24 protein-coding genes are annotated in these 26,683 nt (G+C 47.5%); 9 read left to right on the top strand and 15 right to left on the bottom strand.

What is annotated here, in order from left to right; all coding sequences use genetic code 11:
• Nucleotides 1-15 precede the first annotated feature (15 nt).
• The gene (locus ACR9Y8_RS16825) at nt 16-1,137 is read left to right on the top strand and encodes a DUF3298 and DUF4163 domain-containing protein (protein WP_481214404.1); all 1,122 of its coding nucleotides are present in this window, start codon (nt 16-18) and stop codon (nt 1,135-1,137) included.
• Nucleotides 1,138-1,208: 71 nt separating this feature from the next.
• Here the strand turns inward: ACR9Y8_RS16825 and pyrH are convergent, their stop codons facing one another.
• The 8 genes from pyrH to ACR9Y8_RS16865 form a co-directional block, all read right to left on the bottom strand.
• Nucleotides 1,209-1,922 carry a UMP kinase gene (gene pyrH / locus ACR9Y8_RS16830; protein WP_481214405.1) on the bottom strand — a complete coding sequence of 238 codons (714 nt, stop codon included), beginning with the start codon at nt 1,920-1,922 and terminating at the stop codon, nt 1,209-1,211.
• Nucleotides 1,923-2,033: 111 nt separating this feature from the next.
• Nucleotides 2,034-2,858, bottom strand: coding sequence for a translation elongation factor Ts (tsf, locus tag ACR9Y8_RS16835; RefSeq protein ID WP_481214406.1), 825 nt, complete (start codon nt 2,856-2,858; stop codon nt 2,034-2,036).
• 148 nt (nt 2,859-3,006) lie between these two features.
• Nucleotides 3,007-4,038, bottom strand: coding sequence for a 30S ribosomal protein S2 (gene rpsB, locus ACR9Y8_RS16840; protein WP_481214407.1), 1,032 nt, complete (start codon nt 4,036-4,038; stop codon nt 3,007-3,009).
• A 109-nt stretch (nt 4,039-4,147) separates the two neighbouring features.
• Nucleotides 4,148-4,537: a 30S ribosomal protein S9 gene (rpsI, locus tag ACR9Y8_RS16845; protein WP_481214408.1), complete on the bottom strand. Its 390-nt coding sequence runs from the start codon at nt 4,535-4,537 to the stop codon at nt 4,148-4,150.
• Between the two features lie 14 nt (nt 4,538-4,551).
• Complete coding sequence (gene rplM / locus ACR9Y8_RS16850; RefSeq protein ID WP_298739412.1) at nt 4,552-4,995, bottom strand: 50S ribosomal protein L13; 444 nt, start codon at nt 4,993-4,995, stop codon at nt 4,552-4,554.
• A 380-nt stretch (nt 4,996-5,375) separates the two neighbouring features.
• On the bottom strand, nt 5,376-6,776 hold the full coding sequence (locus tag ACR9Y8_RS16855; protein WP_481214409.1) for a RagB/SusD family nutrient uptake outer membrane protein: 1,401 nt from the start codon (nt 6,774-6,776) through the stop codon (nt 5,376-5,378).
• A 12-nt stretch (nt 6,777-6,788) separates the two neighbouring features.
• Nucleotides 6,789-9,857 (bottom strand): SusC/RagA family TonB-linked outer membrane protein, encoded by a 3,069-nt coding sequence (locus tag ACR9Y8_RS16860; RefSeq protein WP_481214410.1) that lies wholly within the window; start codon nt 9,855-9,857, stop codon nt 6,789-6,791.
• Between the two features lie 248 nt (nt 9,858-10,105).
• Nucleotides 10,106-10,831 (bottom strand): zinc metallopeptidase, encoded by a 726-nt coding sequence (locus ACR9Y8_RS16865; RefSeq protein ID WP_481214411.1) that lies wholly within the window; start codon nt 10,829-10,831, stop codon nt 10,106-10,108.
• Nucleotides 10,832-11,420: 589 nt separating this feature from the next.
• On the opposite strand from ACR9Y8_RS16865, the gene radA reads away from it, so the two are divergent.
• The 6 genes from radA (at nt 11,421) to ACR9Y8_RS16895 (ending at nt 17,566) form a co-directional block, all read left to right on the top strand.
• Nucleotides 11,421-12,788 (top strand): DNA repair protein RadA, encoded by a 1,368-nt coding sequence (gene radA / locus ACR9Y8_RS16870; RefSeq protein ID WP_481214412.1) that lies wholly within the window; start codon nt 11,421-11,423, stop codon nt 12,786-12,788.
• Between the two features lie 42 nt (nt 12,789-12,830).
• On the top strand, nt 12,831-13,526 hold the full coding sequence (locus ACR9Y8_RS16875) for a ComF family protein (RefSeq protein WP_481214413.1): 696 nt from the start codon (nt 12,831-12,833) through the stop codon (nt 13,524-13,526).
• 87 nt (nt 13,527-13,613) lie between these two features.
• Nucleotides 13,614-14,147 carry a glutathione peroxidase gene (locus ACR9Y8_RS16880; RefSeq protein WP_481214414.1) on the top strand — a complete coding sequence of 178 codons (534 nt, stop codon included), beginning with the start codon at nt 13,614-13,616 and terminating at the stop codon, nt 14,145-14,147.
• 243 nt (nt 14,148-14,390) lie between these two features.
• On the top strand, nt 14,391-14,819 hold the full coding sequence (locus ACR9Y8_RS16885) for a hypothetical protein (RefSeq protein ID WP_481214415.1): 429 nt from the start codon (nt 14,391-14,393) through the stop codon (nt 14,817-14,819).
• 20 nt (nt 14,820-14,839) lie between these two features.
• Nucleotides 14,840-15,979, top strand: a complete 1,140-nt coding sequence (locus tag ACR9Y8_RS16890) for a DNA polymerase III subunit (protein ID WP_481214416.1) — start codon at nt 14,840-14,842, stop codon at nt 15,977-15,979.
• 150 nt (nt 15,980-16,129) lie between these two features.
• A complete protein-coding gene (locus tag ACR9Y8_RS16895) occupies nt 16,130-17,566 on the top strand; it encodes a PSP1 domain-containing protein (protein ID WP_481214417.1) in 1,437 nt (478 codons plus the stop codon).
• 81 nt (nt 17,567-17,647) lie between these two features.
• Here the strand turns inward: ACR9Y8_RS16895 and ACR9Y8_RS16900 are convergent, their stop codons facing one another.
• A complete protein-coding gene (locus ACR9Y8_RS16900; protein WP_481214418.1) occupies nt 17,648-18,700 on the bottom strand; it encodes a nucleoid-associated protein in 1,053 nt (350 codons plus the stop codon).
• A gap of 136 nt (nt 18,701-18,836) precedes the next feature.
• Between ACR9Y8_RS16900 and ACR9Y8_RS16905 the strand changes: the two genes are divergently transcribed.
• Nucleotides 18,837-19,721 (top strand): SMP-30/gluconolactonase/LRE family protein, encoded by an 885-nt coding sequence (locus tag ACR9Y8_RS16905; RefSeq protein WP_481214419.1) that lies wholly within the window; start codon nt 18,837-18,839, stop codon nt 19,719-19,721.
• A 73-nt stretch (nt 19,722-19,794) separates the two neighbouring features.
• Here the strand turns inward: ACR9Y8_RS16905 and fabG are convergent, their stop codons facing one another.
• The 3 genes from fabG to lptB form a co-directional block, all read right to left on the bottom strand.
• Entirely contained in the window at nt 19,795-20,544 is a 750-nt protein-coding gene (gene fabG / locus ACR9Y8_RS16910; RefSeq protein ID WP_481214420.1) for a 3-oxoacyl-[acyl-carrier-protein] reductase, read from the bottom strand.
• A 46-nt stretch (nt 20,545-20,590) separates the two neighbouring features.
• Nucleotides 20,591-22,069, bottom strand: coding sequence for a GH3 auxin-responsive promoter family protein (locus tag ACR9Y8_RS16915; protein ID WP_481214421.1), 1,479 nt, complete (start codon nt 22,067-22,069; stop codon nt 20,591-20,593).
• Nucleotides 22,070-22,164: 95 nt separating this feature from the next.
• On the bottom strand, nt 22,165-22,929 hold the full coding sequence (gene lptB / locus ACR9Y8_RS16920) for an LPS export ABC transporter ATP-binding protein (RefSeq protein ID WP_481214422.1): 765 nt from the start codon (nt 22,927-22,929) through the stop codon (nt 22,165-22,167).
• Between the two features lie 71 nt (nt 22,930-23,000).
• Here lptB and metF point away from each other — a divergent pair, with 71 nt between their 5' ends.
• On the top strand, nt 23,001-23,954 hold the full coding sequence (gene metF / locus ACR9Y8_RS16925; RefSeq protein ID WP_481214423.1) for a methylenetetrahydrofolate reductase [NAD(P)H]: 954 nt from the start codon (nt 23,001-23,003) through the stop codon (nt 23,952-23,954).
• 187 nt (nt 23,955-24,141) lie between these two features.
• Here metF and ACR9Y8_RS16930 read toward each other — a convergent pair whose 3' ends face one another.
• The 3 genes from ACR9Y8_RS16930 to ACR9Y8_RS16940 form a co-directional block, all read right to left on the bottom strand.
• Nucleotides 24,142-24,807, bottom strand: coding sequence for a porin family protein (locus ACR9Y8_RS16930; RefSeq protein WP_481214424.1), 666 nt, complete (start codon nt 24,805-24,807; stop codon nt 24,142-24,144).
• 197 nt (nt 24,808-25,004) lie between these two features.
• Nucleotides 25,005-25,706 (bottom strand): porin family protein, encoded by a 702-nt coding sequence (locus ACR9Y8_RS16935; RefSeq protein ID WP_481214425.1) that lies wholly within the window; start codon nt 25,704-25,706, stop codon nt 25,005-25,007.
• A gap of 217 nt (nt 25,707-25,923) precedes the next feature.
• Complete coding sequence (locus ACR9Y8_RS16940) at nt 25,924-26,565, bottom strand: porin family protein (protein ID WP_481214426.1); 642 nt, start codon at nt 26,563-26,565, stop codon at nt 25,924-25,926.
• Nucleotides 26,566-26,683 lie beyond the last annotated feature (118 nt).

A 26,683-nucleotide genomic window follows, 5' to 3' on the forward strand; every position in this document is an offset into this window, starting at 1 on the left:
TCAACATATGTGATCATGAACAGAATCCTGTTATCCTTTATATTTATCGCAGCAGGTATGGTGGCCTGTAAGCAGCAGCCTAAGCAACAGCGAACGGAGGCTGAAGCGGATACGGCGGCCGTCGCTTCTCCCTATTTCTATATGCAGCTGAAAGGCACTATCGCCAACCAGCCCGTTACCATGCACCTGCATAAAACAAGCCCGGATGTTTACCGGGGTTATTACAGTTATGACAAGATCGGTGAACCGATAGATATATGGGGTAGTATAGATTCCAGCCAACAGCTAACCCTGTACGAAAACAGCCATACCGACGAAGAGATCACCTTTAAAGGCCACTTTGATCCCGCAGGCAGCATAAAAGGCACCTGGCGGGGCGCAGGCACTTCGCATCCCTTCTCGCTAAAAAAGGATTTTGATAAAGCAATACAGTTTGACGTCTATCGCACGATCGACTCATCGGCCCTTGTGCCTGGCCATCCCTATTCGCCTAAAGCTACTGCAAGTAACAGTATTCTCTGGCCTGCGGAGGGCACAGACAGCAAGACGGCAGACTTTATCAAAAGCGTCATGAGCGGCGGCAAGGCAGGTGTAACACCCCGGCAACTGGCAAAAAAAGAGGTGGATTCCTTTTTGCTCTTTTATAAAGGCAGTGCCATAGACCTGGATACATCAGCATTAAAGAAAGACAGTCTCAGCCCGGTCTGGGACTGGACCTCTGAAAGTGACATGAAGATAATCTGGAACCGCTATCCTCTCCTCGTGCTGGAAAACTTTACATATGATTACACCGGTGGGGCACACGGCAACGGCGGCGCTACTTACCAGGTGCTGGATCTTGCCAAACAAAAGGTACTGACGGTAGATGACGTATTTAAGGGGGATTATAAACCTGTACTTGCCAAAGAACTGGAACAGGCATTCCGTAAGAAATACAAGGTGCCTGAAGATGAACCTGTAAAAGAAATGCTGGTGGTGGATAATATTGAGCCTAACAACAATTTTATACTAACCAATAAGGGGGTGATGTTCAGCTATACACCTTATGAGATCGGCCCTTATGCATTAGGGCAGGTAAACTTATTTGTGCCTTATGACCATATTAAGGACGTACTGAAAGAAGACTATTCAAAGTAGTATTACTACAACCAGCATAAAAAGAGGGGATGCGCCGTGGCACATCCCCTCTTTCATTAATATCGTCCGGATCATCCGGTTACCAGTGTACCCACGTTCTTACCCATGATCACCTGCAGCAGGTTACCGGGTTTATTCATATCAAATACAATGATAGGCAGCTTGTTTTCCTGGCAGAGCGTAAAGGCGGTCATATCCATTACGTTCAATGATTTCTGGTATACTTCCGCAAAGGTGATAGACTCAAAGCGGGTGGCGGTGCTGTCCTTCTCGGGATCTGCAGTGTAGATACCATCTACGCGGGTACCCTTCAGGATCACATCGGCCTGTATTTCGATAGCGCGCAGCGAAGCGGCTGTATCAGTAGTAAAATAAGGATTACCGGTGCCTGCGCCGAAGATCACCACACGGCCCTTTTCCAGGTGCCTGATAGCCCGGCGGCGTATATAAGGCTCTGCGATCTGCTCCATCTTAATGGCAGATTGCAGGCGGGTATACAGGCCTACCTTTTCAAGGCCGCTTTGCATGGCCATTCCGTTTATTACTGTTGCCAGCATGCCCATATAGTCACCCTGAGCCCGTTCAATTCCTGTCTCTGCTTCGTTCATTCCACGGTAGATATTACCGCCACCGATCACGATAGCCACCTGAACGCCCAGGTCCGTAACGGCTTTAATATCATACGCATAATGTGTTATTACTTTAGGATCAATACCATAATTACCATCGCCCATCAGGGACTCACCGCTCAGTTTGAGCAAAATACGCTTATACTTTGGCAACATGACGCTATAATAAAATTGTAGAAGGTAGTTAGTTTAATATGATAAATATACAGGTATATGCACAAAAAAAGGAGAGAATTTCTATTCTCTCCTTTTTCACAGGTTTTATACTTACCCTAATGCAATGCGCTTGAAGGCGGTTACGGTGAGGTCAGCGGCTACTGACTTCAGGTAATCTGCAACAGATTTGTTGCTGTCCTTCACGAAAGCCTGCTGTAACAGGGTGCTTTCTTTAAAGAATTTATTTACTTTACCCATAGCGATCTTCTCTGCCATTTCGGGGGCTTTGCCTTCTGCTTTCACCTGTTCAACAGCGATCTCTTTTTCACGGGCAATGACATCTGCAGGTACGCTGTCAGCATCTACTGCGATGGGGTTCATAGCAGCGATCTGCATTGCTACGTCTTTACCAACTTCTTCTGCAACCGGCTTGGTGAAACCAACCAGTACGCCCATACGATAGTTACCATGGATATAAGCAGTAACAGAAGCAGCTTCTACTCTTTCAAATTTAGCAAGGGTGATCTTCTCACCGATCTTGGCTACCTGGTCGTTTACTTTATCAGCTACAGTTGCGCCATCCAGGGTAGCAGCGCCCAGCTCTTCGATGGATTTGATACCATTTGCCAGGGCCAGGTCAACGATGGACTGAGCAAATTTGATGAAGTCTTCATTCTTGGCCACAAAGTCGGTTTCGCAACCAAGGCCTACGATCACGCCAGCTTTAGCGTCTGCAGTGGTCTTAGCGATGATCACACCCTCTTTGGTTTCGCGGTCAGAACGTAAAGCCGCTACTTTCTGTCCTTTCTTACGCAGGTAATCCACTGCTTTCTCAAAATCGCCGTCACTTTCTACCAGTGCCTTTCTGCAGTCCATCATACCAGCGCCAGTTTGCTGACGCAGTTTGTTTACATCAGCTGCTGTAATTGTTGCCATGACTATAAATAATTTAAAAGTTTACAAAGGTATTATCTTATGCAATTACGAATTATCAATTACAAAGACGAATGTAGGGAATCACGCTGATCGCTACCTCGTAGTTTGTAAATGATAATTCGTAATTAATATATCTGTGTGCTAATGATTAGGGGCGGGGACCGCCACCACCGGGTCTGTTACCACCAGGCCTGTTACCGCCGCCACCAGCTCCAGAAGGACGGCGCTGTCCGCCACCGCCACCACCGGGCCTGTTACCGCCGCCGGGGCCTCTGCCGCCACCGCCACCGGGCCTGTTGCCGCCGCCACCTTGTCTGTTACTACCGCCGCCGCCGGGGCCTCTTCCGCCGCCGCCGCCGGGACCTCTTCCGCCGCCGCCAGGACCGCTTTTACGGCCTCTTTCACGGTCTTCACCGCCTTCCAGTTCAAAGCGGAGTGCTTTGCTGTCTGCTTCTTCTTCTTCCACTACGTCATCTGTTTTCTCAGTAGCCCTTTCAGACAGGCCTTCTGCGATAGCAGCTGCGATATAGTTAGTAACGATAGCGATAGATTTGGTAGCGTCATCGTTGGCAGGGATTGCGAAATCCACTTTGGTAGGATCGGAGTTGGTATCTACCATACCGAAGGTGGAGATGCCGAGGCGACGAGCTTCAGCCAGTGCGATGTGCTCATGGCTGATGTCTACGATGAACAGTGCAGCCGGAACACGGGCCAGCTGAGCGATACCGCCCAGTACCTTTTCCATTTTCTCTTTATCACGGCTCAGTGTCAGGCGCTCTTTCTTGGTGATATTATCGAAAGTACCGTCTGTCAGCATTTTCTCGATGCTCTGCATTTTCTTCACGCTCTTGCGGATAGTAGCAAAGTTGGTCAGCATACCACCCAGCCACCTTTCAGTAACATAGGGCATGTTAACACGCTTAGCAGCTTCTGCTACTATTTCCTTAGCCTGTTTCTTGGTAGCAACGAACATGATCTTCTTACCGCTCTTTGCGATGGATTTCAGCGCAGCGGCTGCTTCCTGCAAACCTTCAACGGTCTTGTTCAGATCGATGATATGAATACCTTTCTTTTCGGCGAAGATATATGGCAGCATCTTCGGGTTCCATTTTTTCTTCAGGTGGCCGAAGTGTACACCTGCCTCCAGTAACTGCTGCTGCAATGAGGTATTATTTTCCATGTGTATTATACTCTGTTAAAAAGGATCAATAAAATATTTAGCTTCTAGCACTTTTAGCTGCTAGCATTTAGCTAATGGGCTAAAGGCTATAGCTAATAGCTCCCATATACTAGCGTTTAGAGAACTGGAAGCTCCTTCTGGCTTTACGTTTACCTGGTTTCTTACGTTCAACCGCTCTCGGGTCGCGGGTAAGCAGGCCAGCTGCTTTCAGAGCGGGACGGAACTCAGGGTTCACTTCGCACAGTGCGCGGGCGATACCTAGTTTCACAGCTTCTGCCTGACCTTTGATACCGCCACCGGCAGCATTCACTTTTACGTCAAATTTGTCCAGCGCGTCAATGGTCTTCAGCGGCGCTTCCACCTGGTTCTGCAGGTAGATCAGCGCGAAGTATGTTTTATAATCCTTGTCGTTCACTGTAATGGCGCCGGTACCCTTGCTGATATAAACGCGGGCAACAGCTTCCTTACGACGACCGATGGTATTTTTTTGCTTTTCCATGTATCAGAGAAGAATTAGAAAGTTAAAGTTTGCGGTTTCTGTGCAGCATGCGGATGCTCAGCGCCAGCATATGCAAATAATTTTTTGTACATCTTGCGGCCCAGGCGGTTCTTAGGCAGCATGCCTTTTACAGCTCTTTCTATCACAACCTCAGGACGACGACGGATCAGGTCCTTAGCCAGCTCTATCTTCTGGCCACCGGGATAACCGGAGAAGGTCTGATACTCTTTCTCGTTCATTTTATTACCGGTCAGGATTACCTTTTCTGCATTGATCACGATTACATAATCACCACAGTCGGTATGAGGCGTGTAGTACGGTTTGTTCTTACCCCTCAGAATGGCCGCAATCTTGGCGCTCATACGTCCAAGCGTCAGGTTGGTAGCATCCACTATGTACCAGTCACGCTTTACAGTAGCCTCATTGGCCGATTTGGTTTTGTAACTTAAGGTGTTCATTTTTATACGATAAAATTTACGTTCAGTAAACAGTTATCCCGTAAAATCGGGAGTGCAAAGCTAAGTAGTTGCTATGGAATAACCATGGATTTCAAGGTCTTTTTTGTAAAGCACCCCTGTAATTCATTGATTTCCAATAAAATTTTTGTCTGAAAGTTTTCAACACAACGGAGATGGGCCACCCGCCAGCGTCCGGAACAAGAGAAAAGCGGCCTTTTTCGGGGAAACATGATATTATTTTAACAAAATACCGGGGGAGTAAGGATAGAGCAAGGATACTGCAAGGATAGCCCAAGGATAAGGCTGTTAATATAGTACAAGCGGTTTAAAAAAAGACTGCCCTAAAGAAAGGCAGTCTCTCCTGATCCATATTTTTAAGCCTAGTTATCGTATCCCGGGTTCTGGGTAAGCCCCTCGTTTACGTCGCGCTCCCGCTGCGGTACCGGCAATACCAGCTTGGGATCATTATAGGCACGGGTACCAATGTTCATTTTCAGTCTTTTTTTCGTCCACAGCCAATCGCCTTCAAAGGCCATTTCCCGGAAACGTTCTTCCACTACCTGGTCTGCCGTAACAGCAGCCAGCGCTACAGCGTGAGAGCGGGTCCTGACCATATTCACATCCTCCAGCGGGGTTTTGCCGCCTATGGCGCTTCCCGCCCGCGCATTGGCTTCCGCCCTGATAAGGTACATCTCTGCCAGCCTTACTACCGGGATAGCCTTATAAAAGTCTTTCCATTTGCGGGTATAGTCGCCTGTGCCGCCTGCAATGCCTGTGCCTTCGTATACATATGCTTTCCGGTCGTCTCCTTCCTGGTAAAGCTTGTAGATGTTAACGTCCACCCGCACATCTCCCCTTCCGGCAATAGGCTTGGCGTCATAGGCAGCATACATAGTGGTGAGGCCGCTGTTGGCCGAGCCGGCGTTACTCTGATCGGTCTGCTGAATGGCAAAAATATCCTCCGTAGAGCTGGAGACGTTGTTAAACGCTTTATCAAACGTAACCGCCAGAGAGAACCCGCCTTTGGTGATCACCTCCGTGGCAGCCGTTGCAGCTTCCGTATATTTGGCCTGCGCCATGTATACTCTTGCAAGGATGGCCTGCGCGGCATATTTTGTTGCCCTGCCGCTATTATCACTATAAGACCCTGGCAGCTTCGCGGCGGCATCTGTAAGATCGCTGATGATCTGTTTATAGACCGCTTCCACTGTTGCCCTGGGCTTCTTATCCTTCTGAGGATCGTATACCTCAGTAGGTTCAAGCACCAGGGGAACCGCTTCATTCGCGGTAATATTACCGGCAGCATAAGGCTGTCCAAAAAGGTTTACCAGCTCATAATAGGTAAGTGCGCGTACAAACTTAGCTTCGCCTTCAATGGCATCTTTTTCTGCTGCATCCAGCAGGCTGAGTTTTTTCAACACCACATTGGCGCCATTCAGGGTGATATAAGAACGCTCCCAGATGCCTTGTGCGATCAGCGATTGCGTTACCTGCGCCTTGTTGAATACATCCCGGTAATCAGTAAAGGTGCCCACAAAAGACAGCTGCCCCGTGCTGCCCAGCAGGTCTGGAATCAATATATAACGTTCGCCGAAAGCGTTAAAATCCTGCATCGATTTGTAGGAGCCGAATAACACCGCCTTTACATCGGCTGCTGTTTGTATCTGGTCCGGAGTAATATGCTGGCCTGGTGTTACATCCAGTTTTTTGTTGCAAGCCATGCCTGTTAACAACATCATGCTGATAACAAATCTCAAAGGTATATGTCGGTTGAGTGTCATGTTGAAGCGCTTTTAGAATTTAACATTTAAACCTACCGCAAAGGTCCTGGCCTGGGGTATGGTGTAAAAATCTGTTCCACCGGCCACATTGCGGTCTGTTTCAGAAGAGCTTCCCAGCGGGGTGGTGTTCACTTCAGGATCACTGATATAGTCTGTTTTTGTCCACAGGTTATAGCCGGAGAGGTACAACCTGGCGCTGCTTATTTTCAGTACGGACAATACCTGCTTGGGCAGGGTGTAGCCCAGCGTAAGCGTCTTTAAACGGATATACGAACCATCGTAGATCCATCTGCTGGATGCCCGCTGCCCGGTGGGATAACTGATGCTTATACGCGGCACATCCGTAATATCGCCTGGCTTTTGCCACCTGCGTAATACTTCCGTCGTCTGGTTATCCAGTCCTCCGCTGAATCCAGCCGACTCGTAAGCCCCGGCCCTGTTATAGATCTCGTTGCCCTGCACAAATGTGAAGAAAGCGCTCAGGTCAAATCCCTTGTAGCTGAAGTTGTTGGTAAAGCCACCGGTATAATCGGGATTCGCATTGCCAGCTACTGTTCTCACTGCCTGGCCATAGTTGCTGGTAGGCTTGCCGTCCTTATCCATGTACAGTGCATCGCCTGTTTCGGGATCTACACCCAGGTATTTCTGCAGGTAAAAAACGCCGATCGCCTCTCCTTCTACTGCACGCTGCTGGCCGCTTTCAATGATCTGTCCCTGCAGGTCTGTTATCTTGTTCCTGTTAAATGCAATGTTAAATGAGGTGGTCCATCTGAAAGCGCCGTCAATATTCACGGAGTTCAGCGTAAGCTCAACTCCCTGGTTGCGCAGTTTCCCAAGGTTTTTTGTGATGACGTCAAAACCTGTGCTGGAAGGGATGTTCACATTCAACAGCAGGTCTGTTGTTCTTTTGTTATAGTAGTCTACTTCACCGGATAAACGATTTCCCAGCAAGCCAAACTCAAGGCCTACATCCGCCTGTGTTGTTTTTTCCCAATGCAGGTCGGGATTGCCCAGCTGCGTGGGAACAAAGCCGGGCAGTGATGGATAGTTGGAGATACCGTAAAGTGAGAGATATTCGTATTCCCCGATCTCGGCGTTACCGGTTAAACCATAGCTGGCCCGCAGCTTCAGGAAGTTCAGTACCCTGGAATTCTTCAGGAAATCTTCCTCTGAAATGATCCAGCCCAGGGATGCCGCGGGAAATGTACCGTATTTCCTATTGGGCCCGAACCTGGAAGAACCGTCTGTTCTTACGCTCAGTCCCGCCAGGTATTTGTCATTAAAACTGTAGTTAGCGCGAAAGAAGTAGGAAAGGAAATCATACCGGTTATTAACAGAACCGGCAAATGTAATAGATGTTGCGCCGCTTAGGTTTTTCACCGCATCTGAAGGATATTGCCGCCCCTGCCCAACCATCTCTTTTGCATCATTCTGCAGGTAGCTCATGCCTATTACGGCAGCGAGTTTATGTTGTGCTCCCAGTGCCGGCGAGATGGTGAAATAGTTGTTGGTATTGAAGCTAACGTTCTGTGAAGAGGATGATTCGCCAAAGCCGATACCGCCGCCATCTGTCGCATCCTTGCCTACAAATCTTTCCTGGTAAAAACTCAGCACATCTGCGCCAAACTCTGTGCGGAAAGAAAGCCAGGGAAGAAAGTTATAATTTGCATAAGCGTTGCCGAAGCTTCTGAAGGTGGTTTGTTTATCGCTGTTGAGGGCCGCGTCCAAAAGCCCGTTAGCATATAAGGTTCGTTTATTGAGTTTTCCTGTTGCCGGATCGATGATGGGCGAAATGGGCAGCTGGGCTACCAGCTGACCTGGGGTGGAATAATTATTATCCTGCGAAACCCTGTCCACCTGCGAGCGGGCAATACTCAGGTTTAAACCTATTGACAGCTTATCTGAAGCGGAATGTTCCAGGTTCAGGCGCCCGCCGTAACGGGTAAATTTGTTTTTGATCACGATGGCATCCTGCACGTTGTAGAAGCCGGAGGTAAAGAAGCGTGTTTTTTCATTTCCTCCGGAGGCCGACAGGTTTACCTGGTTCCCCCTGGCAACGGAGCGGTAGATGGCGTCTTCCCAGTTGGTATTCACCTGCTGGTTATGCCAGTCTGTGCCCAGCGAATATTTATCAAGTATGGAGCTTTCGTAATACGCTTTATAGGCGTCTATTGCTTCCTGTTCTGATCCGAAACCGTTGTAGCCGTTCTTGAAATCTATGCGGCCATCGTTCACAGCGGCTTCTTCTATCAGGTCTACATACTGTTTAGCGTCAAGAAAGCGGCGTTTTTTAGTGGGTTTGCCCCAGCTGCTGCCGAGATCAAGGCTGATCACTGTTTTCTGTCCGGCCCTTCCTTTTTTGGTGGTGATGAGCACTACGCCGTTGGCGGCCCGAGCGCCATAGATAGCGGCAGCAGAAGCGTCTTTCAGCACTTCTATGGACTCAATATCATTGGGGTTAATGTCGGCAACAGGGTTGGTAATCTCGTTATTGACGTCAGATATGCTGCCCGTTTGTACAGGCAGACCGTCAATCACATACAGTGGCTGGCTGCTGGCCGAGATAGAGGAGGTGCCTCTTATCCGGACTTTCAGGCCCTGGCCTACTTTACCGCTGCCTGATTCTATTACCACGCCTGCTGCTTTGCCTTGTATGGCCGATTCGAAGCTGGGCGCGGGGAAATTTTCGATGTCTTTTGACGGCACTTTGGCGATAGCGCCGGTAAGGTCCCGTTTTACCTGGGTGCCGTAACCTACTACCACCACTTCCGACAGTTCTTTATTGCCGGTAGATAGCTGGACGTTCATTTCATGCTGGCCTGCAATATTCACCTCCTGGTCTGCATAGCCAACAAAGGTAAACACGAGCGTTTGTGCAGCGGGAGGCACATTAATGGTGTAAGAGCCGTCAGCACCGGTGACTGCTCCTGCGATGGTCCCTTTGGCCTTCACAGTTACTCCTGGCAGAACAGTACCGTCCCTGGCATCGGTTACCCGGCCCCTCACCGTTCGTTGCTGTGCATAGACAAATTGCAACATGCACAACAGCATGCCCATGAGAACTGAGTAGAATCGTTGCATAAGCAATATTTTGGTTCAATATCTTTCTTGAAGGGGGAAGGCCGGCAGCCCAACCGGAACTTCGTTAAAGCGATAATATAAGGGCAATTTAGCCGCATTTGTCCCTACAGCCTAAAAATATATCTGTAATTAAAGGAAAATTAAACTAAAGCGAATGAATTTAAAAGCTAAATTGAAAAAATCCCATTGCCTTCTGACAAATGGGATTTTTTCCTTATAGATGGTGCAATTTAGGCAAACTTTACTGGTTAGTCCCTGTTACGGGCGCCCAGGTAGATCATTAAATACTGGAAAAGGGTAACGAGAGAAGCCACGGCGGCTACTACATAGGTCATGGCGGCCCACCACAGGGCGTCTTTGGCCTTGGTGTACTCCTGCGGCCTCATAATAGCGGCGCTGTTTAACCAGGCCAGGCCCCTGCGGGAAGCATCAAACTCTACCGGAAGGGTGATCACTGAGAACAGGGTAGTTACTCCAAACAGGATAATACCACCCAACAGCAAAGCAGGGAATACGTTTACCAGCAATATACCGCCCAGCAGTACCCATTGTACCAGGCTGGAGCTTACCTGTACAGCCGGCACCAGTTTAGATCGCATGGCCAGCCAGCGGTAAGAAGTAGCGTGCTGTACGGCGTGGCCGCATTCATGGGCGGCTACGGCGGCGGCTGCAACACTGGCACTGCTATATACTTCAGGACTAAGATTTACGGTCTTATTGGCAGGATTATAGTGATCTGACAGGAATCCGTCCACAGAAACCACCTGCACGTCGTAAATACCGTTATCCCGGAGCATTTTTTCGGCAATCTGCTTACCGGTCATCCCGGATGAGGTAGGCACTTCGCTGTATTCCTTGAATTTGCTTTTAAGACGCCAGCTGACCAGCAGGCTGATGCCGATGAATAACAGGGACAAAAACATTACCCCGGGGGGCATGCCGGGCATTATAAATAACATCATACTTGGTGTCATGCTCAATAGGTTAAAATACGTTGTAAAATTACTAAGGTAAATGATCAAATTTCCATCCAATCGGCGCTGTTCAGCCCATTTTAAGGTTTCATTAAGAAAAGGGGCTTTTGCCTTCGGCGTCTTGTCAGTTTGAAAAATTAATACTGCCATTATGGCGTCACATTAGAAAATACTCCCTATTATATGAGACTATTTGACAGTAATTAAAACCTATATTATTATGATTTTTTCATATGTAAAATAAACGGTTATCACTCCTATTTATCAATATTTTACGACCGGGCAATGCAAGTAATATTAAATTCAAAATGCCCTGAAACGAGCGATGGGAGCCGATCTGTCACATTATGAAAACTTGTCAAAAGTTATTCACATCAATTAAATAAACTTTTTTATTCTGAACCCATTTAGTAATTTAGACCTGAATTTAATGGGTTAGTAAGTAGAAAGAGTCAACGGAATCTTCTGTTGGCTCTTTTTCTTTTTCCTATGTTTGAGGTGAAGATTTAAAGGTTAAAAGTTGGAACGTTTGATAACGTTTTTACCCCCTTTCCAGACTTTCAGATCTTCAAACTTTCAAACATTTTTTATGAGCAAGATAAAGACCGCCTTCTTTTGTCAGCAATGTGGATATGAATCAGCTAAATGGAGCGGAAGGTGTCCGAGCTGCGGACAATGGAACACATTTGTAGAAGAAAAGATACAGAAAGATGTTCCCCTGCGTAACAATAACTGGAAACAGGAAGAGCCTTCCCGTTCTGATAACATCATCAACCTCTCGGAAGTAACAGGCGTTGAAGAAGAACGCCTGCTAACGCCTGATGCAGAGCTTAATCGCGTACTCGGCGGCGGTATTGTACCAGGTTCCCTGGTGCTGGTGGGCGGTGAGCCCGGCATTGGAAAATCAACACTTTTTTTGCAGAACGCGCTGCTGTTGCCGCATATTACCACACTTTATGTGAGTGGAGAAGAAAGTGCACAACAGGTGAAGATGCGTGCAGACCGTCTTGGAATAAAAAATGATCAGTTCTATCTCCTTACGGAAACGTCTACTCAAACTATCTTCCAGGAAATAAAAAAACTGCGCCCGCAACTGGTGATCGTTGATTCTATACAAACCCTGCAATCCCCGTTCATTGAAGCGGCACCAGGCAGCATATCGCAGATCCGGGAAACTGCAGCAGAAATGCAACGCTTTGCCAAAGAAACACATACGCCTGTTTTCCTAATTGGTCACATTACTAAAGACGGCGCTATTGCAGGGCCTAAAATACTGGAACACATGGTGGATACCGTGCTCCAGTTTGAAGGGGACCAGCACTATTCCTATCGCATCCTGCGTACTATCAAAAACAGATTTGGGTCCACCGCAGAACTTGGCATTTACGAAATGACAGGCCAGGGTATGCGGCAGGTGACCAATCCATCTGAAATACTGATCTCTCAACGTGAAGACCAGCTGAGCGGAGTAGCCATTGCCGCTACTATGGAAGGCATGCGGCCTATGCTGGTGGAAGTACAGGCACTGGTAACACAATCTGTGTATGGTACGCCGCAACGTACTGCCACCGGATTTGATCTCCGCCGTCTGCAACTGCTGCTGGCTGTACTGGAAAAGCGTGGCGGTTTTCATTTTGGTGTAAAAGATGTATTTCTCAATATCGCCGGCGGCATCCGCGTAGAAGATCCGGCAATTGATCTTGCCGTACTGTGCGCCCTGCTCTCATCCTATGAAGATACGCCCATCGGCAGCAAGATCTGTTTTGCGGGCGAAGTAGGTCTCAGCGGCGAGATCCGTGCAGTGAACCGCATCGAGCAACGCATTGCGGAGGCAGAAAAGCTGGGCTTTGATAAGATCTTCATCTCCAGGTACAATAAGAAAGGCGGGGGCGGCAAATTTGATATCGAAATTGTGCCGGTAGGCCGGGTGGATGAAGTGTACCAGCAGCTGTTTTGAAAGCTGTAAGTTATTATCTTGCAGCTTTTAATATCCATTGTTATGACCATCATCCGGAACCTGTTTGTTTCCCTGGTACATCTTTTCTACCCGCATGTCTGTAATAACTGCGGAGAAAGCCTCACTCCTGCGGAAAATATACTTTGCCTGCGCTGCCAGCACCGCCTGCCGCTTACCGGCTTTCATTTGTATGCCGATAATACCCTGGAAAAGGTTTTCTGGGGAAGAACCAAAGTGTGCCATGCCATGGCAGCCTATTATTACAACCAGGGCACAATGGTACGCCGCCTGGTTCACCAGTTCAAATATCACCGGCGGCGGGACATTGCCCTGCACCTGGGCCGCCAGATGGGGTTAATGCTGCAGCAAAGCGCGTGGCTAAACGAAATTGACTGCATTGTGCCCGTGCCGCTGCACAAGGCCAGGGTTCGCCGCCGCGGTTACAACCAGTCTGCCCTGCTGGCGGCCGGCCTTGCAGAGATCATCAGGCGGCCGGTGCTGCCGCATGCCTTGCAGCGGCTTCACTATACTGATTCCCAAACGCGTAAGAACCGGGTATCGCGCTGGGAGAATGTGTCTGGCGTTTTTACTGCAAGGGAAACCACCGGCCTGCGGGGCCGCCATGTATTGCTGATTGATGATGTGATCACTACCGGCGCCACCACCGAGGCCTGCTGCCTTGCTCTCAGCAAGGCCGGCGCTGTTGTCAGCGTCTGCGCGCTGGCCTTTACTCACTAATTAATTATTAATTAATTTGACACAGGATATATTAACTTTACAGGCTGAAACGCACCAGCTAACTTTGCCTCACAAAAATGTACTCTTATGCTTAAATCATTGCTCGTATCCATGATGCTGCTATTGTCAGCACCCGGGGCCTTCTATAGCTTTAAAGTAGAATCCATTGACGGCGGAAAGATCAATTTTGCAGACTATAAAGGCAAAAAGATCCTGATCGTTAATACTGCCTCCCAATGCGGTAATACCCCGCAATATGCCGACCTGGAAAAGCTGTATAAAAAGTACCAGGGCAAACTGGTGATAGTTGGTTTCCCGGCTAACAATTTCCATGCGCAGGAACCTGGCACCAACAAAGAGATCCAGGAATTCTGCACCAAAAAATATGCTGTAACTTTCCCTATGGCAGCAAAAATATCTGTAAAGGGAGACGATATACATCCTTTGTACAAATGGCTGTTAGCCGAAAGCAAAGCAAAACACTTTCAACCGGAAGAAGTTACCTGGAACTTCCAGAAATACCTGATTGATGAAAAGGGTAATCTGGTAGCCGTATTTTCTCCCAAAACACAGCCCCTGTCTGAAGAAGTAATAGCTGCGATCGAGAAGCATTACAATTGATGTATCAGATACCCTGCTCCCTCTCATAACTGTTGCCGCCGTACCGTGTAATGTGCTGAGCACCTGTCCCGCAGCAAGCTGCGGGACAGGTGGATAGCCAACTGAATAGAAACTATTCAACCGTTTAAAATAAATATGCAAAGACAACTACTGTCCTTATTAACAGTGGCTGTACTTTGGGGAACCTGGTGTGCCTGTGAGAGCAGTAATAATTCCCCTTCGTACAGCTGTTCTGGCTATACCATGCACCTGTCATTTCAGGACAGCAGCGGCATTAGCCTCGATGTAACGAATAATACCCTATTCCGCACCACCGCAGATACCGGTAGCTATAAGCACCTGGCCACAGAGGCCCTGGTAGACTCCTTTAAACTCATTATTAACCTGTTGGACGGACCTTATCATAACGATAAGGTGTGGGATGACAGCCTTCCGGAAAAAGCCTATAATTACAGCAAGAATAACCCGGGGTTAAAGTACGGGCTGGTGTTAGCCGGCACCAGGGAGGGTACCGGTGTAAAATACTTTGAAACAGATACCTCCAGCGTTATACTCACCAAATGGGACATCAGAAAACTGACCATGTCTGGCAGTTACTATTTTGAAGCTAATAACCACACCGTAAAAGGCGCGGGCACTTTTACCAATGTCTGTTTTGTTTCACTGAAATAGTGTGTTAGATTTGCTCCTTCATGCTTTTCTCAAACATCATAGGACAGGAAAATATCCGGCAACAGCTGGTGCAGGCAGTACAACAGAACCGGCTTAGCCATGCAATGCTGCTGCTGGCTCCAGAAGGGGCGGGCGGTTTACCCCTGGCGCTGGCCTTTACTCAATACCTGGTATGCGAGAACAAACAGGAAAATGATGCCTGCGGGCAATGTCCGGCCTGTGTTAAAGCCTCGCAGTATATCCATCCGGACATTCACTTTTCCTATCCTGTTATTCCGCGCAAACCTGGTGACAAACCGGTCAGCACCGAGTATGTGGCCGAGTGGCGTGAGTTTATCGCCACTCATCCGTATGGCAATGCTTACGACTGGCTGCAGTTTATCGGCGCAGAGAACAAGCAGGGTAATATTACTGCCAATGAATGCCATGATATTATCCGCAAGCTCAGTCTTAAAAGTTTCGAAAGCCAGTATAAGATCTTGCTGATGTGGATGCCTGAATACCTGGGTAACGAAGGCAACCGTTTACTGAAATTGATAGAAGAGCCGCCAGCCAATACCCTGTTTATCCTGGTGGCGGAAAACCAGGAGCAGATACTGGCCACCATCCTTTCACGCACACATCTCATCAGGGTCAACCCGCTTCCCAAAGAAGTGCTGGTGGATGCGCTGATCAACCGGGCCAAGGCGGCCCCGGCCAAAGCCAGGCAGGCCGCTACCATCGCTATGGGTAATTACCGGGAGGCAATGACCCTCCTGCAGAACGCAGAAGATGATTACCATGAACTGCTGCGTAACTGGCTGAACTATATATTTACCGGTAACCGTCCTGCCCTCCAGGCATGGATAGAACAGATGGCCAGCACCAAAACAGGCCGCGAGAATCAAAAGCAATTCCTCCGCTATTTTATCAATCTCCTGGAACATAGCCTTCGCCTCCAGTTCCTGGACAGGCAGCAACTGGCCTTCTCTGAAGAAGAAATGGACTTTGCCGCCAAGCTGAACAAGCTGGCCAACCTCCATCAAATGGAGGATATCATGGAGCTGCTGGACAATGCCTGCTACTATATTGAACGTAATGCCAATGCCAAGCTGCTGTTCCATGCGCTATCCATCCGCCTGCAGTACATTTTCCGGAATAAAGCCCTGCCGGTGCTCTAAAATTGGCGCCCCCCCTCAACCTTTCCCCGATTTTAGCTACCTTTGTGCCCACCGTCCTTTGAATCCTATAAAATAATATGTATTTTGAAGGAGATCAGAGGATCAGGATAGGAATTGATATTTGGTAAAATTTAAATTAAACTGAACAATATGGCTTGTGCCGGATGTGGTACGGGTGCGGATGGGAAGCCAGCAGGATGCAAAAGCAACGGAGGATGCAGTAGCGGAGGATGTAACAGGCTTAATGTATTTGATTGGCTGGCCAATATTCCCTTGGGTGATAGCTTAGCACCATTTGATATTATAGAGGTTAGCTTTAATAACGGTAGTCGTAAAGATTTTTTCCGCAATGTTACCAGGCAGCTGTTTGAAAAAGGTGAAATGGTAACTGTGGAAGGCATTAGCGGTTTCGACATAGGGACCGTGAGTCTTACCGGCGAGTTAGTAAAGCTGCAAATGAAAAAAAGACGGGCAGAAGATACCCCAGAGGTAAAAAAAGTGTTGCGCCGCCCTACGGCCGACGATCTGCACCGCTTGAACGAGAACAAGGCCCGTGAAAGGGAAGCGCTGATAAAAGCAAGAGCTTTAGCCCGCAACCTGGGACTTGAAATGAAGCTTACAGAAGTGGAAATACAGGCCGATGGCCGTAAAGCCACCTTCTTCTATACGGCTGATGACCGCGTGGATTTCCGTGAGCTGATCAAAGTATATGCGTCTGAATTCCGGGTAAAGGTGGAAATGCGTCAGATAGGCGCCCGCCAGGAAGCCGGTAAGGTAGGCGGTATCGGGAGCTGCGGACGTGAGCTTTGCTGCTCTACCTGGCTGTCTGACTTCAAAAGCGTCAACACCACTGCTGCCAGGTACCAGAACCTTTCCATTAACCAGGCAAAACTCTCCGGACAATGCGGCCGCCTCAAATGCTGCCTTAACTACGAGCTGGATACCTACCTGGATGCGCTGAAAGACTTCCCCGAAGACGCGGATACTATAGAAACAGCAGCCGGAGTAGCCAGCCTGCAGAAAAGAGATATCTTCAAGAATCTCATGTGGTACAGCTACGACAGCAGCAGCAACAAACAATATCCGCTCACTATCTCCCGTGTTAAAGAGATCCGCCAGCTGAACAAGCAGGGTGTAAAACCCGAGGAGCTGAAAGCTGTTGAAGTGGTGGTGGCCAAACCTAAGGAAACAGACCTGGGCTTTGCCGACGTAGTAGGCCAGATCAGCCTCCGCTCACTGGAAAAAACTTCTCATAAACGTAAGCAGAAGGATAAGGAGAAACAGAAGCAACAACACCATCAGAAGCAACAGGCGCAGCAGGGGCCAAAACAACCCCAGCCGCAGCCACAACAGCAACAGCAGCCTAAGAAAGGTGGTGGAGACAACAGGCAGGAGCAAAAACAGCAGCACAGACCAGAACAGAAGCACCGGGAGCAGAAGCAACAACATCCGCAGCAGCAACAGCAACAAAAGCAGCGGCATGAGCCAAAGCATGGCCCCCGCCAGGATAACAGCAATAACCGCCAGGAACAGAGAGGGCCCAGGGATCAGAAGCCGCGTCCTCCCAGGCCTAAGGGCAAAGAATAATTAACATTATGCACCATAAAAAAAGTGGGTATCTGCCAGCTGGCGGATACCCACTTTTTATTTATCCATAGCTGCGCAGGCTCAGGTCTCCTGCTGAAAATGCAGCTTGTAATAATACATATTGGTGCCCTCGTCAAAACCACGTTCTATCAGATCGCGGTCGCCATGGATATACACGTGGAAGTTGCGATCCAGCTTTAATACGCTCTTGAATACCTTTTGCTGTTTCTTTACAGCCGGTGCAGAAATATCAAATTCATCGGGTATCTCCTGGCGGAACTCCTGCTGGAAGTGCTCGCGGTATTCCTTGAAAGAGGCAATGGCATCCGGATGGCCTAATACCTCCTGCGCAAAATCATCCAGCTGGAACTGCTCCTTTTCTTTAAAATAGGCGGCAGATTTGTTAAGCAGATCTACCTGGTCTACCCGGTTCATCTCGTATTCGTTAGGCAGCTTATCTTGTATGAAGAGTTTACACATGTTCACCGCGGTCTCCGTCTGGAGGTAATTGTCTTCCCGGCGTTGTACCTGTAAGAAAGCGTCTTTCCAGTACACGGCTTCATTCTGCTTGCTGATGCTGTCTATCACACTTACCTTGTAACCGTTCTCCTCTTCTATATTGAATATCAGGCAGCCCTTGTCCAGTTTATTGATATTGATACCGTCCTCGTAATTTACCTGATAATTGTCGTTGGAAAGAAATACCTTGAGGTAGGTATCGCGGTTCTCTGATTTAAAGATCCCGATCGCCTCCGCTTCTTCACCGTCTGTAAGGCATTTGCTGAAATAGGCGATATACAGCTCGCCTCCCTTTATCTTGGGGTGGGTAGAATGTTTGTAGAGATGCCTGGCAATATTCACAGACTGCTCATAAAAGTTGTCTCTGTCTGCAAAGACGCGTTTGCAGTATTGGAAAACTTCATTTAACTGAAGGTCGGCCTCATGATAAAAACGGAAATATTCCGCGTTATTATTGAAAGGCTGTATAAAATAGGTAAGCAGCAGCTGGCTGATGGCTTCATCCTGTAAATCCAGTGGCGCCTGTGAACAGATCAAAGGTTCATCCTGTGATGAATTGCCTACTTTATGGATAGCCAGATGCGCTAAATCCTGGAATGCTGAAACATGGATCATGGGTGCGAAAATAGTAAAAAAGTAGGCCTCCCATCACTGAGCCGGATAGATATACAGGTTGCTTTCACTGATAAATTTATATAGCTTCGCAAAGCCGCAGGCAAAGGCCTGCACACCATATTCAATTTGAACTAACATGCAAAGATCTATCGGTTTTTTGGCAGCTTTCATTATCATTTCAAGCACTGTTACAGCACAGAAAAAGAAAGGATTGTATGAAGCGACTGACCTTACCCAGGAGAACATGTTCTCCCAGAACATTGAGGGACCTAATTTTGACAAGGACGGCAACCTGTATGTGGTAAACTTCCAGCAGGACGGCACCATTGGCAAGATCAACACCAACGACGGCACCGGGGAAATATTCGTGACCCTGCCCGAAGGCAGCATTGCCAACAGCATCGTATTTAACAGCGAAGGCAATATGCTGCTCGCCGATTTCAAAGGTCATAACGTACTGCAGGTGGATATGCAGACAAAAAAGATCAGTGTATATGTGAATACCAAACAGTTCAACCAACCTAATGACTTTTGCATCAACAGCAAAGGTCAGCTGTTTGCCTCTGATCCCAACTGGAAAGAACAGAACGGGCAACTGTGGCGTATTGACGAAGGAGGCCACCCGGTATTAGTAGAACATCACATGGGCACCACCAACGGGATTGCCCTGAGCCCTGATGAAAAGATCCTTTATGTGAATGAAAGCATCCAACGCAAGATCTGGAAATACGATGTGGACGAGAGAGGCAACCTCTCCAATAAAAGTCTGTTCGCCGAATTTCCTGACTTCGGGTTTGATGGTATGAAATGTGATAAAAAGGGTAACCTGTATGTATGCCGCCATGGCAAAGGCGTGATCGCCGTGCTTTCTCCCAAGGGTCAGCTGATCCGCGAAGTAGCGCTTAAAGGCAAACTATGCAGCAACCTGGTATTTGGTGGTAAGGATAAGAAAACCGTGTATGTAACTTTGCAGGACAGGAAATGCATTGAGACTTTCAGGGTGGCCACCGCAGGGAAATAATACTACGGCATAAGGCCATATATAGATGGTCGATAGTCCACAGCAAGCTTCGGACTATCGACCATTTTTCTTTTTAGATATTTAATCCACCGCAGGCGCTGATCACCTGTCCGGTCAGGTAATTGCCCATGTCTGATGCCAGGAACAGGCATACATTGGCAATATCTTCCGGTTTGCCGAAACGTCCCAGCGGGATCTTCTCTATATAAGCTTTGGCGCCCTCACCATCTTTCAGGTAATGCGTCATATCTGTTTCAATAAAACCGGGAGCAACCGCATTGCAACGGATGTTACGGCTGCCCAGTTCCTGTGCTATAGATTTGGTGAACCCAATGATACCTGCCTTGGAGGCTGCATAGCTGCTTTGACCTGCATTGCCTTTGATACCGATGATAGAGCTCATGTTAATGATAACGCCGTTCTTGGCTTTCATCATAGGGCGTATCACATGTTTGGTCATGTTGTATACACTCTTCAGGTTAATATCCATCACATCATCCCACTGGTCAGGGCTCATGCGCAGCAGCAGGTTATCCTTTGAAATACCGGCGTTATTCACACAAATGTCTACCTGGCCAAAATCTTTCAGTACATCATTCACCAGTGCTTCGCAATCTTCAAACAAGCCTGCGTTAGACTTATATGCCTTTGCCTTTACACCTTTGGACTGCAGCTTTTGTTCCAGGGCCCGGGCTTTTTCATCAGAGCTCAAATATGTAAAGGCTACATGAGCTCCCTGATCTGCAAATTTTTCTGCGATCGCTTCCCCGATTCCGCGGCTGGCACCTGTTACAATAGCAACTTTGTTCTCCAGTAATTTCATGTTGTCAGTTGATCTATTAAGTAATTAAGAATGAGTAATGGATTTTCTATAAGGCGCCGGCAAATTTCAGGATCTCTTCCACATAATGCCTTTCATTATTCAGGCGGGGTACCTTATGCTGCCCACCCAGTTTGCCTTTGCTTTTCAGCCATTCGGTAAAGGTACCTTTTGTCAGCACATGTATCACCGGCATATGCAGTGCAATATCTTTGTGGCGTTTGGCCTCATAGTCAGAGTTAACGGATTTCAGCTTGGCATCCAGCGCCTGCGTGAACTGTTGCAGGTCTGCAGGCGGTACTTCAAACTCTATCAGCCATTCATGTCCGCCGTTGCCCTGGTCACTGAAGTAAATAGGCGCTGCCGTATAATCATTGACGATAGCGCAGGTCACTTCGCAGGCATGGGCAATGGCTTTGTCAGAGTTCTCCACGATCAGCTCTTCGCCGAAAGCATTAATAAAGGATTTTGTACGGCCGCTTACCTTGATGCGGTAAGGCGCCAGCGATACAAACTGTATCGTATCTCCGACCAGGTAACGCCATAGTCCGCCGTTGGTGCTGATGATCAGGGCGTAGTTTTTGCCCAGCTCCACATCCTGCAGCTGCAGTGTGCGGGGCTGTTCTTTCCCGTATTCTTCCATGGGCATAAACTCATAGAAGATACCATGGTTCAGGAACAATAGTAATCCTTCCTGGCCTATAATATCCTGGGCGGCAAAGAAGCCCTCGGACGCATTATAGGTTTCCTGGTAATACATATCGGGTTTGCGGATCAGCTTCCTGAACTGGTCGCGGTAAGGCGTAAAGCTTACGCCCCCGTGCATATACAATTCTATATTAGGCCATACATCTGCCAGGTTATCAGTGCCGGTGAGCTCAAAAATCCGCTTGATCAGCACCAGCGTCCAGGTAGGTACGCCTGCTATAGAAGTTACATTTTCATGGATAACGGCATTGGCCATACGCTCTATCTTTTCTTCCCATTCATCCATCAGGGCAATGGAAAGATCAGGCGTGCGGATCATGTTGCCGTAGAAAGGCATGTTCTGTAGCATAACAGCGCTCAAGTCTCCGTAGTACGAGTCGCTGTCGGCCGAGAGCTTGTTTACCTGGTGACTGCCACCTATCACCAGCGATTTGCCGGTGAGCAGGTCTGAATCAGGAAAGTTGTTATAGAATAAGGAGAGTACATCCCTGCCGGAACGGTAGTGACATTCGTCCAGGCTTTCTACAGAAACAGGTATGAACTTGCTTTTATCTGCAGTGGTACCGCTTGATTTGGCAAACCATTTTATTGGCGTGTTCCACAAAACATTCTGCTGTCCTTCCATCACCCTTTGTATATAGGGTTTAATGGAGTCATAGTTATGTACAGGTACCCGTTGCTTAAACTCTTCTATTTTAAAGATGCTGGAAAAACCGTATTGCTTGCCGAATTCAGTATACTGGGCAGCACTGATCAAACTTTGGAATACCTGCTGCTGCACTTGTAGGGGATACTGCATAAAATACTCTATGCGTCCCATACGCAATCGCGCCAATTGAGATATTGCAGGACTTAAAATTCTCATAATAGGAAAGGTTCAATTGAAGTTTTGAGGGCTGGCCCCAATAATGTTATTTATTGTTGTTTAGCAGCTTCATCCAGGTAGTTCTTACGGCGCAGAATGAAATTTTGTCCAAGATACACTTTTCTTACCTGTTCGTCTGCCGCCAGTTCTTCGGCAGTACCGGCCTTCAATATTTTACCTTCAAACAATAAATATGCCCTGTCTGTAATAGACAGTGTTTCCTGTACATTATGGTCTGTGATGAGAATACCGATATTCTTGTATTTCAGCCTTGCAACAATGGATTGTATGTCTTCCACGGCAATGGGGTCTATCCCCGCAAAGGGCTCGTCCAGCAGGATAAACTTGGGGTCTACGGCCAGGGCTCTCGCTATCTCTGTACGGCGGCGCTCTCCACCGCTCAGTACATCACCGGGGCTTTTCCGCACGTGCTGCAGCCTGAATTCGCTGAGCAGCGCTTCCAGCTTTTCTTTCTGCTCCGCCTTTTTCAGATTGGTCATCTCCAATACAGCTGAAATATTATCCTCTACGCTCAGTTTGCGGAATACGGAAGCCTCCTGGGGCAGATAGCCAATGCCCATTTGCGCCCTTTTAAACATGGGCAGCTTGGTAATGTTCACATCATCCAGGAACACTTCTCCCTCGTCAGGCTTGATCAGCCCTACCACCATATAAAAGGTGGTGGTCTTGCCTGCCCCGTTAGGGCCCAGCAGCCCTACAATCTCACCCTGCGATACTTCTACAGATACATGGTTTACCACTGTTCTGTTACGGTAGCGCTTAACTAACTGATCTGTATGAATTTTTAATACCATATGTTCAAACTTAGCAAAAATAACCATTTAACCAAGATTATATTATTTTTGCCCCTCATAAAAATAACGGGATGAAAGTAACCGAACATATAGCTCAGGCGAAGGATACCCTGATCTCATTTGAAATATTACCACCCCTGAAAGGCAAAAGCATAGAGTCTATATATGACCATTTAGACCCCCTGATGGAATTTAAGCCTTCATTTATCAATGTTACTTACCATCGCAGTGAGCATATGTTCAAAAAGAGGGGGGATGGGAGTTTCGAGAAAGTAGAGATCCGTAAACGCCCCGGGACTGTGGGTATTTGTGCCGCCATTATGAACCACTATAATGTAGACGCAGTACCTCACCTGATCTGCGGAGGCTTTAGCCGGGAAGAAACCGAGAATGCGCTGATTGACCTTAACTTTTTGGGCGTGGATAATGTGCTGGTACTGCGTGGCGACGCCCCCAAGAATGAAACCTTCTTTGAACCCAACCCCGACGGGCACCGTTACGCTATTGAACTGCTGCAGCAGGTAGTGCACATGAACAATGGTATTTACCTGGAAGAAGACCTGCAGGGTGGTGTAAAAACCAAGTTCTGTATAGGCGTAGCCGGATACCCGGAGAAACATTTTGAGGCGCCTAACCTGCAGACAGATCTGACACACCTGAAAAGGAAGGTAGAGAACGGAGCCGATTATATCATTACCCAGATGTTCTTCGACAACCGGAAATTCTTTGATTTTGTGGCAAAATGCCGCGAAATGGGCATAACCGTCCCGATCATTCCAGGTCTTAAACCACTTACTACCAAGAAACAGCTTACTGTGCTGCCGCGTACTTTCCATGTAGACATTCCTGACGATCTGGCGAACGAGGTGTTGAAATGCAAATCAGACAAAGAGGTGGAAGAGGCAGGCACCCAGTGGCTGATACAGCAGTCAAAAGAGCTGAAAGACTTCGGCGTGCCTGTACTGCATTATTATACCCTGGGCAAACCAAAGGTGATCAAAAAAGTAGTAGAGGAGATCGTATAAAGAAAAATGCCAGTACGTAGAAACGCAATGGCATGTACGAATAACTGTCACACTTTTTGTTTTTTTGTCCTATGTCGATATCATTAAGACGGAAAACATAAGTTTTCCCCCTAAATAAAGCAGTAAAAAAACGTCCCGGCAAATGCCGGGACGTTTTAGCTTTAGTTGTACTATATTTCTATTATGGTTATTTCTTCTTTGTTTTGAACAGGTAACCAACGCTGACACCAAAGTAGTTATTCTTTGATTTGGAGCCATCAGGATCCAGGTTAGTTAAACCCAGGCTGTAGTTAACGCCGAACAGCAGACCGTTCTTCAGCTCATAGCCAGCCAGGAAGTTAGCACCAGCGTCCAGGCGTTTCAGGTGTATCGCAGCGTCGTCATTAGCGTCTATTTCGCTGCCTTTTTTACCATCAAATTTAACGTCAGCATCTTCGTCACCAGCTTTTACCTTACCGCTTAAACCGAAGCCAATGTAAGGGCCAGCGCCAACAAAAATGCTACCAGCGCCAACTTCGTGTTTGTACAGGAAGTTTACAGGCAGTTCCAGGTAATTAAAGGTCAGTTTTTGGGCCGGGAATTCTATCTCAGTACCGCCAACAGTTTCTTTAAAAGCTTCTGATTTCGCTCCCTTAGTGATGAAGAGCAGCTGGGGCTGTAACGAGAAGTTTTCGGCCAGGGAGATGTCAGCTATACCACCAACATGAAATCCGGAAAGCCTTTTGGTGAATTCGCTGCCTTCGCCGCTAACACCGGAGTTGTTGTAACCGGCTTTAATACCAAAAGAAACTTGGGCATAGGTAGATAGGGTTCCTACAAGGGCCAACAGTACTAGTACTACTTGTTTTTTCATTTGTGAAAACTTGTTTGGTTTAATAATCGCCGCAAAGATACATCATATATTTAATTTTAATAATTTATTTATCATAAATATTCGTTTATTTTGAGCGGAAGAGATTTCGGCCTACATATTTATATATGATTAAAAAATAAAAAGTCCTGTCCAATTAATTTATGGACAGGACTTTATCAAGTTATTTTTGGTTACGGTCAGTAGTCTTCGCGGTTCAGCAAAACACCCAGGCTAATGCCCAGATATCTGTTTTTGAGCGTACTGCTGGCCGCTCTGTCAATATCTGTCATTCCAATGCTGTAATTGGCGCCCAGTACAACAAGGCTGTTAAACTCCAGCCCCAGCATAAAGTTGGCGCCCGCGTCCCAACGTCTTAACTGGGAATTGGTAGATATAATATTAGTGCGGTCATTGAATCTGATTTCCTGGTGGGTATTTTCCACCTCGCTGCCATTATAGCGAATAGCCAGGTCATATCTGCCATTCAGCGCATAACCGGCGTAGGGTCCTGCTCCCACTGCCAGCTTTCCAAAGGACAAGGGGATCTTATATACGATATTCAGCGGTAGCTCCAGGTAGTGCAGCCTGATTTCTTTGGCTGAAGGCATAAATACTCCTGCAGGTGCAGACACCGGCGGTTCAAAGTGCGCGCCCACAGTATTGTAACGGAGCAGCGGCTGAATATAAAATCCGTCCTTTATTGGCACATTTACCATAAAGTCCACATGCCAGCTGTTTAAGCGGGTGGGGGTACCAAGACCATTGTATTTATAACTAATGGTCGCGTCCTTATAGCGCAGGTCTGCCATGGTATAGCCGCCGCGGAGTCCTATACTTGTCTGCGCATGTAGGGGTAATCCGGCTATGATAGCCAGGAATAGATATGTAAAATTCTTCATGCATCTGTCCTGTTTAGATGAAAAACCTTTTGAAAAAACCGTTCTTTAAAAAATATTGTCCTTTTTTTCTTGTTTATCAGGGGCACACAAACGTCTCTTGCTTGCACAGGGCACTAAAGTACAAATTATAATATAATGAGATGGCTTGTTAACATAAAAAAAACGGTCCTGAGTGACTCAGGACCGTTTTGCAGCTTTGCGTGCGGTTACAGTTTTCTTACTTGCCACCGAATTTATAACCTACGGAAACACCAAAAGAGGTGTTCTTCCAGGAATAATCCACATTATTGATCGTCTTTTCGCTTACTGCATTGACAAGACCAAGATCGGTATTCAGGCCAAAATAAAGGCCCTGCGGCATTTCATACCCTACCTGGATACCAGCACCGGCGTCAAAACGCTTCAGCTTAAAATCTCCCGCCTCATCGTCAAAGGCTTTAACTTCCCCGGTGGCGGTACCAATAGTACCTTTCAGCTTGCCACCAATACCATAAGCGATGTATGGGCCTACACCCAACACCAGATTACCGGTACCTACCTGGGGTTTGTAAGTGAACAGGATAGGCAGTTGCAGGTAAGATAAGTTAGCCTTGAAACTTGCCACAGAATTGTTGTCCTTGTCTTTACCGCCCTTTCCGGCATACAACAAGCCTGTGCCGATAAAAAATTCATCTGCCAGCGGAAGGTCTGCCGTAATACCGGCCCTTACGCTGGTTTTCAGACCACTTGTTTCTTTATCACTTCCTTCTTTACTAGTATAGCTGGAGAAGTTAGGGCCCGCTACTACACCCCATTTTACCTGTCCGAAAGAAAATCCGGCGATCAACATGCCAACGGCGAACAATAATACTTTTTTCATTTGTGAATGTTTTGTTTGGAAAGGCACCTGCAGGCCGGTGCTATCTCCCTTTTTTGCTTGCATGCTTGTTAAAGGATGCGGCCTGCGCGCATCAGGATCAAAAAACTATCCTTTATAT

The organism is Chitinophaga sp. SVR4-12A (assembly GCF_056754765.1).

Excerpts from the sequence above, each read along its gene's own strand:
- rplM (WP_298739412.1), bottom strand. The coding sequence starts at position 4,995 with ATGAACACCTTAAGTTACAAAACCAAATCGGCCAATGAGGCTACTGTA.
- tsf (WP_481214406.1), bottom strand. The coding sequence starts at position 2,858 with ATGGCAACAATTACAGCAGCTGATGTAAACAAACTGCGTCAGCAAACT.
- rpsI (WP_481214408.1), bottom strand. The coding sequence starts at position 4,537 with ATGGAAAAGCAAAAAAATACCATCGGTCGTCGTAAGGAAGCTGTTGCC.
- ACR9Y8_RS16905 (WP_481214419.1), top strand. The coding sequence starts at position 18,837 with ATGCAAAGATCTATCGGTTTTTTGGCAGCTTTCATTATCATTTCAAGC.
- ACR9Y8_RS16935 (WP_481214425.1), bottom strand. The coding sequence starts at position 25,706 with ATGAAGAATTTTACATATCTATTCCTGGCTATCATAGCCGGATTACCC.
- ACR9Y8_RS16930 (WP_481214424.1), bottom strand. The coding sequence starts at position 24,807 with ATGAAAAAACAAGTAGTACTAGTACTGTTGGCCCTTGTAGGAACCCTA.
- ACR9Y8_RS16940 (WP_481214426.1), bottom strand. The coding sequence starts at position 26,565 with ATGAAAAAAGTATTATTGTTCGCCGTTGGCATGTTGATCGCCGGATTT.
- lptB (WP_481214422.1), bottom strand. The coding sequence starts at position 22,929 with ATGGTATTAAAAATTCATACAGATCAGTTAGTTAAGCGCTACCGTAAC.
- ACR9Y8_RS16900 (WP_481214418.1), bottom strand. The coding sequence starts at position 18,700 with ATGATCCATGTTTCAGCATTCCAGGATTTAGCGCATCTGGCTATCCAT.
- radA (WP_481214412.1), top strand. The coding sequence starts at position 11,421 with ATGAGCAAGATAAAGACCGCCTTCTTTTGTCAGCAATGTGGATATGAA.
- ACR9Y8_RS16860 (WP_481214410.1), bottom strand. The coding sequence starts at position 9,857 with ATGCAACGATTCTACTCAGTTCTCATGGGCATGCTGTTGTGCATGTTG.
- ACR9Y8_RS16895 (WP_481214417.1), top strand. The coding sequence starts at position 16,130 with ATGGCTTGTGCCGGATGTGGTACGGGTGCGGATGGGAAGCCAGCAGGA.
- metF (WP_481214423.1), top strand. The coding sequence starts at position 23,001 with ATGAAAGTAACCGAACATATAGCTCAGGCGAAGGATACCCTGATCTCA.
- pyrH (WP_481214405.1), bottom strand. The coding sequence starts at position 1,922 with ATGTTGCCAAAGTATAAGCGTATTTTGCTCAAACTGAGCGGTGAGTCC.
- ACR9Y8_RS16825 (WP_481214404.1), top strand. The coding sequence starts at position 16 with ATGAACAGAATCCTGTTATCCTTTATATTTATCGCAGCAGGTATGGTG.
- ACR9Y8_RS16855 (WP_481214409.1), bottom strand. The coding sequence starts at position 6,776 with ATGACACTCAACCGACATATACCTTTGAGATTTGTTATCAGCATGATG.
- ACR9Y8_RS16875 (WP_481214413.1), top strand. The coding sequence starts at position 12,831 with ATGACCATCATCCGGAACCTGTTTGTTTCCCTGGTACATCTTTTCTAC.
- ACR9Y8_RS16865 (WP_481214411.1), bottom strand. The coding sequence starts at position 10,831 with ATGACACCAAGTATGATGTTATTTATAATGCCCGGCATGCCCCCCGGG.
- ACR9Y8_RS16880 (WP_481214414.1), top strand. The coding sequence starts at position 13,614 with ATGCTTAAATCATTGCTCGTATCCATGATGCTGCTATTGTCAGCACCC.
- ACR9Y8_RS16885 (WP_481214415.1), top strand. The coding sequence starts at position 14,391 with ATGCACCTGTCATTTCAGGACAGCAGCGGCATTAGCCTCGATGTAACG.
- ACR9Y8_RS16915 (WP_481214421.1), bottom strand. The coding sequence starts at position 22,069 with ATGGGACGCATAGAGTATTTTATGCAGTATCCCCTACAAGTGCAGCAG.
- fabG (WP_481214420.1), bottom strand. The coding sequence starts at position 20,544 with ATGAAATTACTGGAGAACAAAGTTGCTATTGTAACAGGTGCCAGCCGC.
- rpsB (WP_481214407.1), bottom strand. The coding sequence starts at position 4,038 with ATGGAAAATAATACCTCATTGCAGCAGCAGTTACTGGAGGCAGGTGTA.
- ACR9Y8_RS16890 (WP_481214416.1), top strand. The coding sequence starts at position 14,840 with ATGCTTTTCTCAAACATCATAGGACAGGAAAATATCCGGCAACAGCTG.